Below are 17063 nucleotides of genomic sequence, written 5' to 3'. Positions count from 1 at the left end.
CAAGAGAAGCCGGACGGTCGGGGCAGGCAACGCGGGTCTACTCGCTCGCCGATAGGAAGCAGAACCCCCCGGGCGGCAGCGTGAACTCGCCGCCCGGCTCGCTCGGCTCGCCGGTCTGCAGGTTGTACAGCGGACCGGGCTCGGTCGGCAGCTCGAACGACTCCTCGTGCGGCGAGAAGTTGACCACGGCCAGGATCTGCTGCGAGCCGTCGGTCGCCGAGCGCAGGAACGCCAGCACGCGGTCGTTCCCCAGGTCGACCACACGCTGCTTGGCCTCGGGGTGGAACGCCGGCTGGGCGATCCGCAGGGCCAGCAGCTCGCACAGGCCGTCGTAGATGCGGCGCTGCAGGGAGCCGGGGTGCGAGAGCCGCTCGTCGAGCTCGGCGAGCGTGTACTTGTGCCGGTTGATGCGGCGGTTCTGGCCGCTCTGTTCGACGCCGGCGTAGTCGTTGCGGGTGCCGACCAGGCTGTGGAAGTAGACCGCCGGCATCCCCTGCAGGGCGAGCATCACCGCCTGCGAGGTGAGGAAGCGGCGGAGGTGCAGCTCCTCGTCAACGTGGCCGTTGGCGTCGGCGTCGGGCGCCATGGCGTCGACGTAGGCGATGTTGAGCTCGTAGGGCGTGTCGGTCCCGTCGGCGGCGCGGCGGGTGTTGATCTTGCCGCCCCGCGCCTTGACCGCGGCGATCACCTTGTCGAACCGCTGCGGCGAGACCAGACCCTCCAGCGGCCGCACGCCGACGCCGTCGTGCGAGGCGGTGAAGTTGAAGAACGTGCAGCCGGGAGGCGGCGGCGCCAGGCTGCTGAGCCACGCGCGGATGGCCGTGGCGTCGCCGTTGACGAACGCGTCTAGCAGCAGCGGCGGCAGGCTGAAGTTGTAGACCATGTGGGCCTCGTCGCCCTGGCCGTCGGCCGGGTCGACCTGGCCGAAGTAGCTGACGTTCTCGGCGTGCGGGACGTTGGTCTCGGTGAGGACCAGCGTCCGCGGCGAGTGGGCCTCGAGCAGGTCGCGGCAGATCTTGACGATCTCGTGCGTCTGCGGCAGGTGCAGGCAGGTCGTGCCGATTTGCTTCCACAGGAACGCCACGGCGTCGAGGCGGACGATGCGGGCGCCACGCTGGGCGTACTCCAGCAGCACGCGGAGCATCTCGGCCAGAACGGCGGGCTCGCCGTAGTTGAGGTCGACCTGGTCGGCGCTGAACGTGGTCCAGACGTGCTTCTCGCCAGCGGCGGTCGGGTACGGCGAGAGCAGCGGCAGGCTCCGCGGCCGCACCACTTGGCTGAGGTTTTCGGCCGGCGAGGCGTCGATAAAGAACCGCGTGTAAGGCTCCTCGCCCCGCAGGTACGCCTGGAACCACGCGCTGTGCTGCGAGCAGTGGTTGAGCACCAGGTCGTACATCAGCTGGAAGTCGCCGCCGAGGGCGGCGATGTCGTCCCAGGTTCCCGAGTCGGGGTCGACCTCTAGGTAGTCGATTACCGAGAAGCCGTCGTCGGACGAGTAGGGGCAGAACGGCAGCAGGTGCACCGTGTTGATGAAGCCGTCTAGCCGTTCCCGCTTGAGCCAGCGGTGCAGCGTCGCGAGCGGGCTCGCATCGTCCGAGCGGACCTGGTCCGCGTAGGTGATCAGGACGATGTCGTTCTGGGTCCACCGCGGGCCCTGCTGCGGGGCGTCCTCGGCCAGCCGTGCGGCGACCGGGGCGATGGACTCGCAGATCATCGCGGCCGTCTGTTCGGCGCGTGATCCGTAAACTTTTTGCAGGCGTTCAGTGAACGCAGCCGGCAGGGGCTTTGCGGGCAAGGCGGGACTCCCGGGGCGGAAGGTGGCAGCAGGCGGGGGCCGCATTGTTGCACATTCCACAGCCGTTTGCGATGCCCATGCCCGCACAGCGGGCCGAAGCATTGGGCGCCAATGATCAGCGCGGCAAGGTTTTCCGCCGCCTGAATACGCCCCAGGCGAGCGCCGCGGCGGCCCACAGGGCGGAACCCGCAGGCTCGGGCGCCGGGGTGGCGGCGGTCGAGCCAGGGAGCGAGCGCCCGTAGTTGTCCCGCCAGACGGTGTAGTCTGCGGCGTCGACCACGCCGTCGGCGTTGCCGTCGGCGGTGAGCGCGCCGGAGTCGCCAAGCTGCGCCGCCCAGACGGCGTAGTCGGCGTCGTCGACGAGGCCGCTGCCGTCGTAGTCGCCGGTGATCATGATCGCGGTGTTCATCCTGAATACCTGACCGCCGAGGTCGACAATGTACAGGTTGCCGTCGGCGTCTTCGCCGAAGGCGGCGATCTGGTCGACCGTGCCGACGTCTGCCGTGATGAGTGTGTTGATGTTCTCAACGGTGGCGTCGGGGTCGGCCGGGTCGAACCGCCACACGTGCTCGCGGGCGAAATCGGCAAAGAAGTACTGCCCACGGAGCGACGGGTCGGGGCCTCGGTACCTGTAGCCGCCGGTGACGGAGTTGCCGCTGAACTGCGAGCCGCCGTGGTCGTAGTCGTAGACCGGCCCGACGTAGTCGGGGGGAATCGGGCCGCCGATGCCAGAGCTCGGCGTCTGGATGTCGCCCTCGCGGAGCCGCCAGCCGTAGTTCTCCCCGCCGGTGCTGTCGGCGGGCTGAAAGTTGATCTCCTCGCGGACCCCCTGACCGACGTCGGCGATCCAGAGGTCGCCGAGCTGACGGTCGAAGCTGTTGCGGAACGGGTTGCGGAGGCCGTAGGCCCAGATCTCGTCGTCGACGATCTCGCCGCCGACGAACGGGTTGTCGGATGGGATCGCGTAGTTGCGGTCGGTTTCGGCGGGGTAGTCGTCGCCGTTGACGTCGATGCGGAGCATCTTGCCGAGCAGGTTGCGGCTCGCGGGCGCGCCGCGGGAGGCTTCCAGGTACAGGTCCTGGGCGTTGCCGATGCTGGGCGTGTGGCCGGCGCCGGTGTCGTTGCCGCTGCCCCCGTCGCCCACGCCGATATAGAGGTAGTCGTCGTTGGGGCTGAAACCGATCCAGCCGCCGTTGTGGTTGTTCTGCGGCTGGGGGATCTCGAGCAGCTGCCGCTGCGAAGCCGCGGACGCAACGTTCGGGTCACCGGCGGACACGGTGTACTCGTGGACGTAGTTGGAGAACGGCGCCGACGCCCCCTGGAATACCTCGCCGTCGTCGTCCTGCGTGACGTTCACGTAGAACTTGCCGTTGGCAGCGTAGTCCGGGTGGAACGCCAGGCCTAGCAGCCCCCCCTCGCCGCTGGTGCTAACTCCCGGGATCGAGAGGAACGGCGTCGGCAGCAGGGCGCCGGTGGTCAGGTCGAGCACGCGGATCGCGCCATTGCGGGTCGCGATGAACAGCCGGTCGGTATCGCCCGGCGCGTGGGTGGCGAAGATCGGCCCGCCGACCGACGCAACCCGTGTCGTGCCAGCGATCTGGGCCGCGGCGGGCACGGGCTGGAGGAAAAGTGGCAGCGACGCAATCAGCGCGCACGCGGTTCGGGCGTGGGGCATGGGGCTCTCTCTGGGGGGCTGTTCCGGGGGGCGGAGAGTGAGTGACGAGGCGGCTCCGCCCCTGCAAGGTAGGCAAGCAACGGGGGAGAGTCAACAAACGGCGTTTCGGCCCCTGCGGTGCTTGTGGCATGCGGGTTGCTACAATACGCACGGTGAGAAGCGGTGGTTTGATCGCCCTCGTGTGAGCGGCGCCCCCAGAAGGACTAGTCGATTCGGAGGTTAGGAAAGTGACCAAGAAGATCAGCGACAAACTATCTGGCAAGAGGATCGCCGTGCTAGCGACCGACGGCGTCGAGCAGGTCGAGCTGGAGCAGCCGTGCGACGCGCTCAACGCCGCGGGAGCCGAGGTGCACCTGGTTTCGCTGGAGTCAGACCCGATTCAGGGCGTTCACCATGATCAGAAGGGGGACACCTTCGAGGTCGACAAAACGATCGACGAGGTCAGCGCCGAAGAATACGACGCGCTGGTCCTGCCGGGCGGCGTCTTTAATCCGGACGCGTTGCGGGTGAATGAGTGCGCGGTTGATTTCGTCCGCGACTTCTTCAAGCAGGGCAAGCCGGTCGCCGCGATCTGCCACGGCCCGTGGCTGCTGGTTGAGGCCGACGTGGTCGAGGGCCGCAAGGTAACCTCGTGGCCGAGTGTCAAGACTGACTTGGTCAACGCGGGCGCCGAGTGGGTCGACAAGCAGTGCGTGTGCGACAACGGGCTGGTCACCAGCCGCAACCCGAACGACCTGCCGGCCTTCTGCCGCAAGATGGTCGAGGAGTTCGCCGAGGGCGTCCACGAGGAGCAGACCGCGTAGAAGCGAGCCTCGCCTAATTCCAACACACTACGGCGCCCGCCTAACCGCGGGCGCCTTTTTTTTGCAACTACTCGCCGAGCTGCAGCTCTTCGGGGCGGTAGAACAACGCGATCGGCAGCATGATCGCCGCGGTCGACAGGAAGACGAGGTTCCGAGGCAGGTCGTAGTCCTCGAGCAGCCCCATCACCAGCCCAAACAGCAGCGCGCCGAGCAGGATGCCGACCCAGTTGACCTGGTTCATCAGGGCGATCATCCGGCCCTTGTCCTCGGCCGGCGGCCGCACCTGCAGCGAGACCTGGATCGGCACCACGAACATGCCGGTGCAGAAGCCGAGTATGATCAGCACAGGCACGCTGCCCCAGAAGCCGAGCAGGTGGTTCTGTGGCCCGCCCGGCAGGCTCAGCAGCACCAGCGTGATCACGATGCCGACCGCGCCGGTGACCACCACCCGCGGGTTGATGCGGTCTTGAGACAGCTTGCCGCCCACCACGCATCCAATCGGGATGCCGACTCCCAGCATCGCGGTCAGGATGCTGGTGCTGGACCCCAGGCCGAGTTGGGTCTTGCCGAGCGAGTTCACGCCCGACTGCACCATACCCCCCAGCATCCAGAAGCTGCTGGTGACGATCAGCGCCAAGAGCAGCTGCTTGTCGCGCATCACCAGGCGGATCATCTCGGGCGGCACGAACAGGTCGGACGGCTTGAGCGGCGCGCCGGGGTTGGCCACGCCGGTCGGACGCACCAGCGTCGAGGTGAGCGTACCAATCACCGCCACGACGATGCACAGCACGCCGACCCGCCAGGCGGTCGCGGGGTCGGTCCCGAACAGGGCGATCAGCGCCGTGCCGAAGATGATCGCCAGGAACGTGAACATCAGGAACAGGCCGTTGGCCTTCGGCAGGTCGTGGTCGTGCAGCATCTCGGGGAGGATGCCGTACTTGGGCGGCCCGAAGAACGCGCTCTGCACGCTCATCAGGAACAGGATCAGCATCAGGCCGGTCAGGCCGAAGGTGTCGTAGTAGAAGAAGCCGGCCAGGCCGAGCGCCATCACGGCGATCTCGGCGACCTTCGAGCCGATGATCAGCTTCCGCTTGACCGTGCGGTCGGCCAGCCAGCCGGCGAAGCCCGAGAACAGCAGGAACGCCGCGGCCATCACCGCCAGCGCAATCCACTGCTTGTCCTCGCCCGCCTCGGCCGCGCCGGGCGTCGCCAAGAGCAGCAGCCGCTGCTTGAACAGGTTGTCGTTGAACGCGCCGAGGAACTGGGTGAAGTTCATCCCCCAGAACGCTCGGTCACGCATCAGCGGCGGGAGCTCGCCCTCCACACGGGTCGAGGAGGGGGCGACTCTTGACTGGTGGGTGGGCTCGTCGGACATGCCGCGGATTATCAGGGCAAACCGTCGCCGAGGGAAAGGGGAATTCGGCGTGCCGGCAACGATCCGTCCGCAAGTTCGGGCGGACCACCCCGCCAGGGCTGGGGCCAAACTTGCGAGACCCTAGTCCCCGTACCGCTCGCGCATCGCCGCCCGGACTTCTTCGAGCGGGTAGTCCTTGATCGGCAGGTCGGCGTGGGCCAGCTCACGCAGCCGCCGCCAGCCGCGGGTCACAAGGTCCTCTTCGCCACGAACAAACTCAGGGTCGAGCTGCCGCTTGTCGAACGCCCCTTCGCAGGCGACCGGCGGGAACTTCTCGTCGACGATGTACTGCGCCAGGCCCGGCACGCACCGCAGGTGACGCTCCGGCGAGGTGTGCAGCACCTCCGGGTCGACCCGGCCGATGACGTACCGCAGGTAGAGGTCCGAGTCGGTCATCGCGCCGACGTCACTGCCGCAGACCTCGCACAGGTAGCCTTCGTCGCACTTGGCCATAAACCGCTACCTCAGCCCCAGCACATCCTGCATGTCGTACAGGCCGGCCGGCTTTCCCTCGAGCCATTTGGCGGCCGTGAACGCCCCAGTGGCGTAGCAGTCGCGGTTGCTCGCGGCGACCTTCAGCTCGATGGTCTCGCCGAGCAGGCCGAACACGATGGTGTGCTCGCCCGGGTTGTCCCCGGTGCGGACCGCGTGGTAGCCGATCTCGTTGCGGGGCCGCTGGCCGGGGCGGCCGCTGCGGCCGTGGGTCTCGCCGCTGACCCCCATTGCCTCACCAATGATGCGGCCGAAGGCGAGCGCGGTGCCGCTCGGCGCGTCCTCCTTGAAGCGGTGGTGCCGCTCGATGATCTCGACGTCCACGCCCGAGCTGTGGTTCTTGAGCGTGCGGCCGGCGATCTCGCTGAGCTTCATCGTCAGGTTGACCGTGGCGCTCATGCTGGCCGCCTTGACGATCGGGATCACCTCCGCGGCCGACCGGATCCGCTGCTCCTGCTCGTCCGACAGGCCCGTGGTGGCGAACACCAGCGGCCAGCCGCGCTTGACGCACTGGTCGACCAGGGCGTCGGTCGCCTCGGGGACCGAGAAGTCGATCACCGCGTCGCAGTCGTCGGGGTAGTCGGAGCTGACCGGCAGGTTGAGTGTGCCGACCCCGGCCAGTTCGCCGGCGTCCTTGGCGAGGTGGCTGGAGTGCTCGGAGTCGACTGCGCCGACCAACTGGATGTCGGCGTCCTGCGAGCCGACCGCGATGAGCCGCTGGCCCATCCGCCCGCCGGCGCCGTGGATGATGGTTTTGACCGCCATGATGTGCCCGCTCGCTGCCGGAGTTTTACGAGTATCCCGAGTCGAGAGATTAGCTGTTTCGCTCGACAATCTCTAGGTCCTGAAGCAGCGTGACGATTGCTAGGGGAATCAGCACGACCGTCATCGAGAGGATCGTAATCCAGATGAGGCCAAGTGCGCCGCCGACGTAGCGGATCCGGTACTTCTTCATGCCAGTCACTTTGTTCGGCGTCCCTCGTTTGAGGTCTCGGCCTGCGGTGGGTCGGAGTCGCCGTGCAGCGGACGCACCTTGATCACGCGGTACTCGACGGTCATCGGCGGCCCGACGTGGACCTGCACGCCGAGCCTGCCGTCGAGGCGGCGGTTCTCGAGGTCGTTGTCCTCGACGCGGCTGGTCAGCACGCCGTTGAGGTAGTGCTCGAGCCGGTTGCCGTGGGCGACAATCCGCACCTCGTTCCAGTCGTCCCGCCGGATATTGTCGCGCAGCTCGTCTGCTGAGTGGGGCAGGGGGGTGACCTCCCGCAGCGTCCACGCGTTCGCATCGACGCGGCCCGGTTCCGCGGCGGCATCGGACGGCGGGACCACGACCGACTCGCCGACGCGGGCGAGTGTCGTGCGGCGGCGTTCCTCGTAGTTGCTGCCGGTGTAATTCAAGGGGCCGTCGATGTCGCACTGGTAGCCTGCGAGGGCGACGAAGTCGACGCCGTCGACCGGCTCGCTGCGGTAGTTGACGCCGCTGTTTCCTTGGGGCGAGATGCGGTACTCGGCCACCAGCTCGAAGTCGGCGGGCAGCTCGCCCTGGTAGACCAGGAAGCGGTTCTTGGTGATGCGGGTCTCGGGCGTGATCTGGCCGAGGATCGCGCCGTCGCGGACGCTCCAGTAGGGGGCGTCGCCCTGCCAGTCGGTGAGCGTCTTGCCGTCGAACAGCTGCTGGAAGCCGTCGTCGGCTGCCTGGCCGACGCCGGGCAACGCCGCCGCGAGCAACGCCGCTGTCCACCAAGCAAGCCATGGAGGGCGAGCGCCGCGACGTCCTAAGCAACCTGTTCCGGGCATGGTCGTTCGTCCTTCATCGCGTTTTTGGTTGCCGACAGCACAGGGTCGGCTGGCTCGGCGGCTGCGGACTGCACGCGGGCGGCCTTCTTCGACGGGATCGAGCACATCACGCGCAGCCCCAGGAACAGCGACGCCACGCCGCACGGGCGGGTCACCTTCTCGACCAGCGGCCCCAACTCTGGGATGGCGGGTACGCCGCAGTAGAGCACGAGGAAGGCGAGCAGCAGATTGAGCGCGATGCGGTGCCGCGTCGGGTTCGCCACACGCTGCGGGTTGAACGCCGACACGATGAACGCGGCCGCCATCAGCAGGGCCAGGCAGGAGAAGATGTCCATCAGAAATCCGCAGACTTGAAAGGCGTGAGTCGCGTCGTCAGCACGCGACTCATGGCAGGCCGATGGGCCGTCAGCTGTTGAGCTGGATCGCCCGGACGATCTCGTCGAGGTCGTTCTCGACCTGCACGGCGCGGTTGGCGAACTCGGCCCGGCTGACGCCGCGGCTGCCGAGCACCCGGTTGAATTCCTCCTGGTCGGCCGTGTGGTAGGCGACCGTGGCGGTGGGGTCCTTGAGCTGGTGGCCGGTAAGGATGCAGACCACGCGGGCGTCGGGGTCGATGACGCCCTCCTCGCGGAGCTGCTTCGCGCCGGCGACGCTGGCCGCGCTGGCGGGCTCGCAGCCCATGCCGCTCGCGCCGACCTGGGCCTTGGCGTCGAGGATCTCCTGGTCGGTCACCTCGCGGACGACGCCGTCCATCCACTCGAGCGCCCGCAGGCACTTCTCGAGATTGACCGGGCGGTTGATCTCGATGGCGCTGGCGATGGTGTCGGCCCGCTTGCCGCCCGAGTCGAGCTCGGCGGCGTAGCCGTCGATGATCTTCTGGTCGGGCTGGCCGCCGTTCCAGCGGAGGCCGCGCTTCTCGTAGAGCTGGTGCAGCGTGTTCGCGCCGGCGGCGTTGATCACCGCCAGCCGCGGCACGCGGTCGATCAGGCCGAGCTGCTTGAGCTCGTAGAACGCCTTACCGAACGAGCTCGAGTTGCCGAGGTTGCCGCCCGGCACCACGATCCAGTCGGGGACTTCCCAGTTGAGGCTCTCCAGCACCCGCAGCATGATGGTCTTCTGACCCTCGAGCCGGAACGGGTTGACGCTGTTTACCAGGTAGATGCCGAGCTGCTTGCTGACCTGCTGCACGCGCTGCATGGCGTCGTCGAAGTCGCCGGCGATCTGCACGGTCAGTGCGCCGTAGTCGAGCGCCTGCGACAGCTTGCCGTAGCTGATCTTGCCGCTGCCGATGAAGATCACCGCCTGCATCAGCTTGCTGCTGCAGCAGTACAGCGCGAGCGACGCGCTGGTGTTGCCGGTCGATGCGCAGGCGGCCCGCCGGGCGCCGACCGTGTGGGCGTGGGTAAAGGCGGCGGTCATGCCGTTGTCCTTGAAGCTGCCCGAGGGGTTCATCCCCTCGTACTCCAGGAACAGGTTGCCGCGGCCCATGCCGATGTAGTCGCCGACGCCGTCGGTCTGGATGAGCGGGGTCTGCCCCTCGCCGATCGTGACCACCTTTTCGGGGGGGGCGAACGGCAGCAGCTCGTGGAACCGCCAGACGCCGCTCTTGGCGAGCGGCTCGTTGCGGCGCGACCATTTTTGCTCGAACCACTTCAGGCTGTCGGGCACGGGCAGGGCGTCCCAGTCGTACCGGACGTCTAGCAATGCCCCGCACGCGTCGCAGCTGGTGCGGACCTCCTCGACGCCGTAGCTCGCGCCGCAACCGGGCATAATGCACTGCTGGTAGGCGACCCGGGTGCTGGTGGTGGTAGGGGCGGCGGCCAAGATCTGGTTTCCTTCAGGCAGACAATGCGGAGAAAGGCGGCTGCTTGCGCCCCGCCGGCGCCGGCCGGCTAAAGTCATATCGTCTACGGGTTTACGGCCATATTAGCCCACCTTTTCGGCAGGGACAACCTAACCGGCCCCAACCCAGAACCTAGACCCAGATTTTGCCCCTGATTAAGATAGAAAATCTATGCCACACGCCTGATCATGCAGCGGGCGGTTTGCTTCCGAATGGTTTAGGAATACGACGCCAGATGAAGACAGCGGACCTGGAACTCTACAAACAGAAGCTACTTGCCCTGCGGGCCCGTTTGCGGGGGGACGTCAACGCCATGGAGAACGCCGCCTTACGCAAGGGCGGCGATGGCGAAGGCCATTCGATGCCCATCCACATGGCTGAACTAGGGAGCGACAACTTCGAGCAGGAGTTTACGCTCTCCCTCATGGAGACCGAAGGCGAAGCTCTCACCGAGATTGAGAACGCCCTGGTCCGCATCGAGGAGGGCGCCTACGGCAAGTGCGACGACTGCAGCGGGGTGATCCCCAAGACGCGGCTCAATGCACTCCCTTTCGCCCCGCTGTGCGTTAAGTGCGCCTCGGCCCGCGAGTCCGGCTGACGCGGTTGGCCTCGGCTCTCTTCTAGTCGGCTGCTCAGGACGGCGCGTGTGCGCCTGCCCCCACTTGAACTGCGCTTCGGCGATCTAGAGGTTTTTGGTAAAACGGGCGGCCCTGCCGTACCCGTGCGGCGGCAGGCGTCCCACTCACCACCAACCTGGTCACTGCATTGGCCGCCGATCCTATGCCCGTCGTGCCGCCAAGCCGGATTGTCCTGTTCGTGGTCCTCGCCGTGCTGGCGACCCTCGCCGATCTGGCCAGTAAGCAGCTAGCGTTTAGCCAAATGGCGCCCCACCAAGAAGCCTGGCTTTTGCCGGACTACGCGGGCTTTCAGCTCGCGCTCAACGAGGGCGGCCTGTTTGGGATGGGGCAAGGTGGCCAGCTCTGGCTCGCCGGCTTCAGCGTCATCGCGGCGGTTGCCATCGTCGTCTGGTTGTTTGCCTACAAGGCGGCGGCGGACAAGATCCTGTGCGTCACCCTTTCCTTTGTGATGGGGGGGATTCTCGGCAACCTTTTCGACCGCCTCGGTCTGCACGGCCTGGCGTGGGGGCCCTTCGATCCCGCCCGGGCGGGGCAACCGGTCTACGCCGTGCGAGACTTCATCCTGCTGTGCTGGAATTACTCGAACCCCTCCCAGCGGCTGATCTGGCCCAACTTCAACGTGGCCGACTCGTTTCTGGTCGTGGGGGCCGGGGTGCTGTTCCTGAGGGCGATGCTCACCCCCGATGGCGAGAAACCGCCAGTAAAAGACTAGGGCCTCCATTAGCCCTGTGACCCGCCACGGGCTGGTCGTTCTGAAATCTCCGTAATGCCCGTGGGTTTCGTGGCTTACGTCGGTGAGATCGCGTCGAGCCCGTGGCCGTTGGCTCCGTTACGGACCCGCCCGGTTGGCGGTATCACACCCCAAATCGGGCGCAGGTTGGCGCAAAGCAAATTGACAGGCGGACCCGACTATGTTTCATAGAGGGCGTCGGGCGGCGAGACTCACCAGCCGCCGAGTTCAAAAAACGCGATCGTCCTGACCTTCGTCTGCTCCTGGATTCTTTTCACACGAGGCGGTCGCGGAATCGAGGCTCTAGTCTCGCATTGCGCCCATGGCCGGTGCGTTAGCTCTGCATCGCAGAGCCCGCCCAACGGTCGAGACACGCGTCGGGTCTCACCGACCCAATATTTTCGGGGCATTCCGTACTCTAGCGGGAGGAACGTGATGAAAGTGTCACGCACGGTTACCTACGCGGTGCAGGCCCTGCTGCAACTGTCGGTCTACGAGGGAGAGGGGCCGGTACCCTGCAACCGGTTGGCCCGCGAGGGACGCATGCCCGAGCGGTTCTTGCTGCAGATTCTCCGTGACCTGGTCAACAGTGGCATCTTGAGGTCGGTGCGCGGCGTCGAGGGCGGCTACCGCTTGGCCCGTTCCACGGACGAGATCACCCTCGAAGATATTTTCGAGGCGGTCGACAGCCCGCTGATCGCCAGCGTGCCGCCACTCGACGAGATGCCGGACAACGCACGCGAGACCCTCATGGAGACCTTCAGCGGAATCGCCCAGGGCGTCCGCGAGCAGCTCCGGGCGGTGCGGCTTGTCGATCTACTGAAAGCACACCAGGCGCCGGCGTCGCTGACCACCAACTGATTGGCAGCCGGGCCGGTGCTCGCTGGGCTACTGCGCCGACGCTCGGGTGCCGGAGGCTGCGCTCATGATGGGCGCGCCCTCGGGCAGCGGGCGGCCCGCGGTCGGGTAGCCTAGTTCGTACAGCTTGCGTTTTAGGACGCCGTACTCCTCGAAGCTGTCGTCGTAGGTCCAAATGGTCACGGTGGTCGTCTTCGGTTGCGTTTTGACGAACTGGATAAGCCGCGTGTTTTCGAGGGTCTCTGCGATGATCGGCTCGCCCTGCATGCCGGGTTCTGGCATGACGGTCGCCGCGACAAGCCGGGGCATTGCCGCCTGCTGACCCGATGGCGTGATGAACGACGCCTTGCGGAGGTGGCACACCAAGCGGAAGCCGTCGATTGGGCCTGCCCAGACGTTGATCTTGTCTCGCGACTGCAGCCTCCAGACGTTCTCTTCCATGTGGCTCATGGCCTCTTCGGCCAGCGCGTTCATGGGGATCACGGCGGCCCGGCCGCCCTCCAGGCGGATCTCGATCTCGTCGCCGCTGACGGTTTTCGCCAGTGGCGTCGGCAGGCTCTCGATGGTCTCGACCTGCGGCGTGTAGGCGGCGAGGGTCACCTGCTCGCGGGCGAGCTTTTCAAGTTTGGTCTGCGCGGTGAGCAGCTTGGTCCGCAGCTCAAGGTCGCGTCGCTTGTCGACGCCGAGCGCCGCGCGCTTCTCGTCGAGCGAGGCCTCGGCCTCGGCGACAAACGCCGCCACGGCCAAGCGTTCGTCATCCAGCTGCCGCAGCTCCCGCCGACCGCGTTCGAGTTGTTCGATCGCCGTGGCCGCCTGCCGGTAGGCGTCGCGGGCGTCGCGGTGGGCCTGCACGAGGTCGTCCCGCGAGACGGCCGGCGTCTGGGCGACCGGTGCCTCGGTGGGGTCGTGGGTCTCGCGCGAGACGCGGAGCCCAACCACCATCACCAAGAGGATCAGGATGCCAACGATGTTGGCCACCACGTCCAGGAACGAGTCCTGGCCGGAGACCTCGATCTCATCGCTCTCTCTACCACGCGACACTGGACGGCTCCCGGTTCGGCAGGGTGGCGGTCTGGATCGGTTCGACGTCGACGCCCGAGCGTTTGAGCACGGCCTCGATCTCCGCCGCGCGGCGCTCTCCTCCCTGACGCACGTCGAGTTTGATGACCGGGCGCCAGTACAGGCCGTGCCCGGCCAGCCCCCACGACTCGATCTGCTGCTTAACGCTGGCGACGAAGTTGTCGATGTGCGCGGAGGTTGGCCCCGGCATCGCGAGCGGCGTCGGCTCCTTGCCGACCTGCAGCCGGTCGGCGAACACCGCCACCCGCACAGTCCGGCGGATCGCGACGTCGTCCGGGCCGCTCCTCTCGTTCAGCGACGCCGCGCCGCCCGACTTGCCGCCGCTGCCGCCGTCAGCGGCCATGCTTGCGCCGGGGCCCATGGAAGTCGACTGGCCGCCGCCGGGCGAACCGGCCGCAGAGCCGCCGGCGGTCGCCGTGGCGCCCGTGGCGCCCGCCGGCTGGCCTGCGCCCGAGCTCACTGTCTGACCGGGCTGGCCAAACGCGGCTGCGTTGGGGGCGCCTGGCTGGCCATCGGCGGCTGACGGGATGGCGGAGTAGCCCCCTGGTGGTCCGGAGATCGTGCCTTCGTAGGGCCCAATCTGGTCGCCCGTCGCGGCTCCGCCCGCGCCGCCGGTTCCGCCAGCGGGGTAGGGGGTCGACGCGTACTCTCCCACGGCGTAGCCGCCGTCCGGCCCGCCTGCGCCGCCCGTTCCGCCGGCGTGCCCCGCGGCTCCGGAGTAGCCACTCGCCTCGGAAGCCCCTTGGCTGCCCGAGCGCCCACCCCCGCCGCCGACCGTGCCGGCGCCCAGCACCGTGGGGTCGTAGGGGTTGTCGCCAATGAGTTCGCCGTCGACTTCCGGAATCGCGAACGAGCCGCTGCCCGCCGAGAACGCCGTCGGCGCGGCTGACGCCAGCGCCTCGCGGCGGATCCGGGCGTTGTCGATCGCCCGCTGCGCGACGTTGGCGAGCTGCGGGTCGGGCGGAGCGAACTCGAGGGTCCAGTCGCCCTCGATCATCTCGTAGCCGAAGTCGGTGTCCCACGAACGGATTGCGGAGCGGACTTGGTAGTAGGCCCCGATGCCGTCGGGCCGGACCAGGATCAGCGGGTAGGGCTCGATGTTCTCGGGGGCTCCGCCCTGGGCGGAGTTGTTGCGGACCATGTGGTCGCGGGTTGCGCGCAGGGCGGCCGCCAGCGGGTTGCCCACGCCCAGCGGGCTGGCGAAGTCGTTCTCGGTGAGCTCGATCCCTTCGGGCTGCAGCACCACGCGGTCGGCCAGGCACTCGATGTAGATCGGCTGCCGGCGGGTGCCGCTGGCGCCCTGGTAAGGCACAACCGCGTACGAGCGGGTCTGCCCCTGGGTCGCCTCGCGCATCTGGGCGATATCCAGCTCGGAGTCCTCGATCAGCTGCTGCAGGCGGGCCAGCTCGCGCTCGGCCTGGGCGCGGTCGTCGTAGCGCTGGGAGTCGTCGGCGGCGAGCTCGAGCTCGGTCGCCTGGATCAGCTGCATCTCGTCCTGCAGTTTGCGGACGTGCTCCTCAATCTGGGCGATCCGCAGCTGGTCGGCCCGCTGGGCGGCGCGGACCTCCTCGGCCTTCTCCCGCAGGGCGGTGGCTTGTTCCTGGAGGCTGGCGAGCTGCTCGGCGTTGTCGTTATCGACGACGGGCGCGGCGGCCGCCTGGGCCTCGGCCCGCTGCTTCTCCTGCTTGGCCAGCTGCCGCGACACGTGGGACATCGCGACCAGCAGCACCACCAGGCCCCCCATCGTGCAGAGCAGCACGGCGAGGAACGGGAACAGGCTTACCGACGACGAATTGTCACGCGATTGCGTACGGCTCATGCCGCCTGTCCACTGAAGCCGCCGGTGGCGTGTCCCTCGCTGCCGCGACCCGAGCCGTTGTTGGTGACCCGGACGCTGAGCAGCTGGATCGCCGCGGAGAGGCTAAGGAGAGTTTCTTCGAAGTTGTGCGCGCGTCCCAGTGTGTCGAGGTTGCGGTTGAGGGCGTTCTCGAGCTGCTGCAGCTGCCCGGTCGACTCGACGACCTTCAGCAGGACCTCGCCCTGGCGGACGAGCTGCTCCTGGTGGTCGACCGTCGCGCCGGCGGCCTGGACGAGGGCGTTCTGCATCTCGGTGAGCAGGGTCTCGCTGCGGCCGATGAGCTTCTCCTGGCGGTCGGCGGCCAGCACCATCGCCTCGCCGAGGGCGGCCTCGACCTCGGTCAGGTGGCGGCGGTTCTCGCTGGCCAGCTCCTGCTCTGCCTGGGTGAGGACCTCGCCGTGTTGGTTGAGGGCTTCGACCAGCAGCTCGGCCATCCGCTCCAATCCACCCCGCAGGTTGCCGAGCAGGCCGTCGGCGCCCTGGGTGAGCTGGTTGGCGTGCTGGGCCACGGTCTGGCTGAGCATCTCGGACTGTTCGGCGACGCACCTGCCGAGGATCTCGGCCTGGTCGGTGGTGCTCTTGCCGAGCACCTCCGACTGCTGGGCGGCCGTGGCGGCGAGCGTCTGGACCTGGTCGCGGATGCCTGCGGCGAACTCGTCGGTCTGGGCGGTGAGCCCGCGGTTGAGCTCCTGCAGCTGCGACTCGATGCCGACCGTCAGGCCGGTCGCGTGGTCGCGCAGCCCGTCCTTGAGCCCGGTCACGAGCGCCTGCTTGAGCGTGTCGGTCGTGGCGGTCGTGACGCTGGCCCACTGGCTGTGGGTCTCGCTGACGGCCTCGGCCCAAAGGTCGATCTGGCGGGCGGAGATGGTCTCGACCGCGCGGACGACCTGCTCGCACATCTTGAGCACGGCGGCCGCGTTGGGGTCGTTGGCGCCGCCGTAGAGCTGGAAGCGGCCGACCAGGTCCTCGATGGCCCGCTCGTCGACCTCGGCCAGCAGGGCTTCTTCGCGGCCCTTCACAAACGACATCAGGAACGTCAGCACCAGCGACAACGCCAGCGCGATGGCCGTGGTGTCGAACGCCACGCTCAGGCCGGCGGTCACCGCGTCGAGAGAGCTCTCTAGCGCATCGGGCGAGAGCTTGCCGATGGCGATTGTGATGCCGATGACCGTGCCGAGGAAGCCAAGGATCGGGATCGCCCAGACGATGATTTTGGTCATGCCGTAGCCGCTGGCCATCCGCTCGTACTCGGTCGCCTCGAGCCGACGCAGGTCCTCCTCGATCGACTCGGCCGTCTCCTTGCGGCGGACCTGCTCCAGCGCCTGGCGGAGGCGGCGGATCATGTAGGTGCCCTGCAGGTAGGACGGCTGGTCACGCAGCTGCGCTAGCAGCGCGTCGGCGTCGTGGGCCTGCTGGCCGCCGGGCTGCTTCGGCTCGATCAGCCGGCGGTGCATGACGCCGAGCTGGCCGGCCAGTCCGGCCAGCCGCATCACCATGGCCGTGCAGCCGATGAAGAACATACCGGTGATAGCAAGCTTGATCAGGTTGCCCAGGTCGGCGCCGCCAGGGACGCCAAAGTACTGGTTGAGAAGCTGGTTCTTCAGCGCCGCAAGCAGCACGTAGAACGAGAGGCAGGCGAGCGCGCCCCAGATGATTGGGAGCTTGAGCAGCCAGTCGGCGGCAGAGGAAATTCGCGACACGGCAGGCGTCCTTTCAGGTCGTGCTAGCAGACATCGGGAGGCAGCGCGCTCGGATCTCGGGCACGCAGCCTCAGCCTTAACGACCAGATCGGCACAACCGGCAAAGCTTGTTGAGCCCAACTTGAGGAGAGCCGATGGCCGTAAGCTAGCTAACGAACGGCCAGCAAGCAGAGCGCGCACCGTCGAAGAGCGACTCTCTCATAGCCGGCGGCCTACGCCTCGGCGGCAGCCCCGCTGCCTAGGTCTGCCGTATCGAATGGCTGCGGGAACGCTTCCACTCCAGGGCAACCGCCGAGGCGTAGCTCGCCGACTGCGGTGCGCTGCTCGGCTAGGTAGCGCACGACTGCCCAACGCACGCGAACCTTGGCCGATCCTAAAAG

The 17063-nt window shown here is 67.6% G+C and carries 16 protein-coding genes; 4 read left to right on the top strand and 12 right to left on the bottom strand.

The features are described from left to right. Window positions 1-37: 37 nt before the first annotated feature. Together Pla123a_RS22315 and Pla123a_RS22310 are read right to left on the bottom strand one after the other, a co-directional pair. Entirely contained in the window at window positions 38-1795 is a 1758-nt protein-coding gene (locus tag Pla123a_RS22315) for an alpha-amylase family glycosyl hydrolase (RefSeq protein WP_197528201.1), read from the bottom strand. A 115-nt stretch (window positions 1796-1910) separates the two neighbouring features. Then, on the bottom strand, window positions 1911-3470 hold the full coding sequence (locus Pla123a_RS22310; protein WP_146591178.1) for a PQQ-dependent sugar dehydrogenase: 1560 nt from the start codon (window positions 3468-3470) through the stop codon (window positions 1911-1913). Between the two features lie 239 nt (window positions 3471-3709). Here Pla123a_RS22310 and Pla123a_RS22305 point away from each other — a divergent pair, with 239 nt between their 5' ends. Continuing rightward, window positions 3710-4273 carry a type 1 glutamine amidotransferase domain-containing protein gene (locus Pla123a_RS22305; RefSeq protein ID WP_146591322.1) on the top strand — a complete coding sequence of 188 codons (564 nt, stop codon included), beginning with the start codon at window positions 3710-3712 and terminating at the stop codon, window positions 4271-4273. A 67-nt stretch (window positions 4274-4340) separates the two neighbouring features. Here Pla123a_RS22305 and Pla123a_RS22300 read toward each other — a convergent pair whose 3' ends face one another. From Pla123a_RS22300 to thrC, 7 genes are all read right to left on the bottom strand, one after another. Continuing rightward, complete coding sequence (locus tag Pla123a_RS22300; RefSeq protein WP_146591176.1) at window positions 4341-5648, bottom strand: MFS transporter; 1308 nt, start codon at window positions 5646-5648, stop codon at window positions 4341-4343. Between the two features lie 120 nt (window positions 5649-5768). After that, window positions 5769-6140: a hypothetical protein gene (locus Pla123a_RS22295; RefSeq protein ID WP_146591174.1), complete on the bottom strand. Its 372-nt coding sequence runs from the start codon at window positions 6138-6140 to the stop codon at window positions 5769-5771. Window positions 6141-6146: 6 nt separating this feature from the next. Further along, window positions 6147-6944 carry a 4-hydroxy-tetrahydrodipicolinate reductase gene (gene dapB, locus Pla123a_RS22290; protein WP_146591172.1) on the bottom strand — a complete coding sequence of 266 codons (798 nt, stop codon included), beginning with the start codon at window positions 6942-6944 and terminating at the stop codon, window positions 6147-6149. Window positions 6945-6993: 49 nt separating this feature from the next. Next, window positions 6994-7134, bottom strand: coding sequence for a hypothetical protein (locus Pla123a_RS24835; RefSeq protein ID WP_197528200.1), 141 nt, complete (start codon window positions 7132-7134; stop codon window positions 6994-6996). 5 nt (window positions 7135-7139) lie between these two features. Then, on the bottom strand, window positions 7140-7976 hold the full coding sequence (locus Pla123a_RS22285) for a 3-keto-disaccharide hydrolase (RefSeq protein WP_146591170.1): 837 nt from the start codon (window positions 7974-7976) through the stop codon (window positions 7140-7142). After that, window positions 7955-8311 carry a hypothetical protein gene (locus Pla123a_RS22280; protein WP_146591168.1) on the bottom strand — a complete coding sequence of 119 codons (357 nt, stop codon included), beginning with the start codon at window positions 8309-8311 and terminating at the stop codon, window positions 7955-7957. Before Pla123a_RS22280 ends, Pla123a_RS22285 begins: the two co-directional genes overlap by 22 nt. Window positions 8312-8381: 70 nt before the next feature. After that, complete coding sequence (thrC, locus tag Pla123a_RS22275) at window positions 8382-9800, bottom strand: threonine synthase (RefSeq protein WP_231956596.1); 1419 nt, start codon at window positions 9798-9800, stop codon at window positions 8382-8384. A 254-nt stretch (window positions 9801-10054) separates the two neighbouring features. Between thrC and Pla123a_RS22270 the strand changes: the two genes are divergently transcribed. The 3 genes from Pla123a_RS22270 (at window position 10055) to Pla123a_RS22260 (ending at window position 12048) form a co-directional block, all read left to right on the top strand. Continuing rightward, window positions 10055-10417: a TraR/DksA family transcriptional regulator gene (locus Pla123a_RS22270; protein ID WP_146591164.1), complete on the top strand. Its 363-nt coding sequence runs from the start codon at window positions 10055-10057 to the stop codon at window positions 10415-10417. 218 nt (window positions 10418-10635) lie between these two features. Then, entirely contained in the window at window positions 10636-11169 is a 534-nt protein-coding gene (locus Pla123a_RS22265; RefSeq protein WP_197528199.1) for a signal peptidase II, read from the top strand. Window positions 11170-11622: 453 nt separating this feature from the next. Beyond that, window positions 11623-12048, top strand: coding sequence for an RrF2 family transcriptional regulator (locus tag Pla123a_RS22260; RefSeq protein ID WP_146591160.1), 426 nt, complete (start codon window positions 11623-11625; stop codon window positions 12046-12048). 27 nt (window positions 12049-12075) lie between these two features. Here Pla123a_RS22260 and Pla123a_RS22255 read toward each other — a convergent pair whose 3' ends face one another. From Pla123a_RS22255 to Pla123a_RS22245, 3 genes are read right to left on the bottom strand one after another with little or no spacing between them, the layout of a single operon-like run. Next, the gene (locus Pla123a_RS22255; protein ID WP_146591158.1) at window positions 12076-13086 is read right to left on the bottom strand and encodes a hypothetical protein; all 1011 of its coding nucleotides are present in this window, start codon (window positions 13084-13086) and stop codon (window positions 12076-12078) included. Continuing rightward, window positions 13073-14944, bottom strand: a complete 1872-nt coding sequence (locus tag Pla123a_RS22250) for a hypothetical protein (RefSeq protein WP_146591156.1) — start codon at window positions 14942-14944, stop codon at window positions 13073-13075. Before Pla123a_RS22250 ends, Pla123a_RS22255 begins: the two co-directional genes overlap by 14 nt. Further along, complete coding sequence (locus Pla123a_RS22245; RefSeq protein ID WP_146591154.1) at window positions 14941-16683, bottom strand: MotA/TolQ/ExbB proton channel family protein; 1743 nt, start codon at window positions 16681-16683, stop codon at window positions 14941-14943. Before Pla123a_RS22245 ends, Pla123a_RS22250 begins: the two co-directional genes overlap by 4 nt. Between the last annotated feature and the right edge of the window lie 380 nt (window positions 16684-17063).

The organism is Posidoniimonas polymericola, from assembly GCF_007859935.1.
GTDB classification, from domain to species: domain Bacteria; phylum Planctomycetota; class Planctomycetia; order Pirellulales; family Lacipirellulaceae; genus Posidoniimonas; species Posidoniimonas polymericola.
This window is presented reverse-complemented; position numbering and strand designations above follow the sequence as displayed.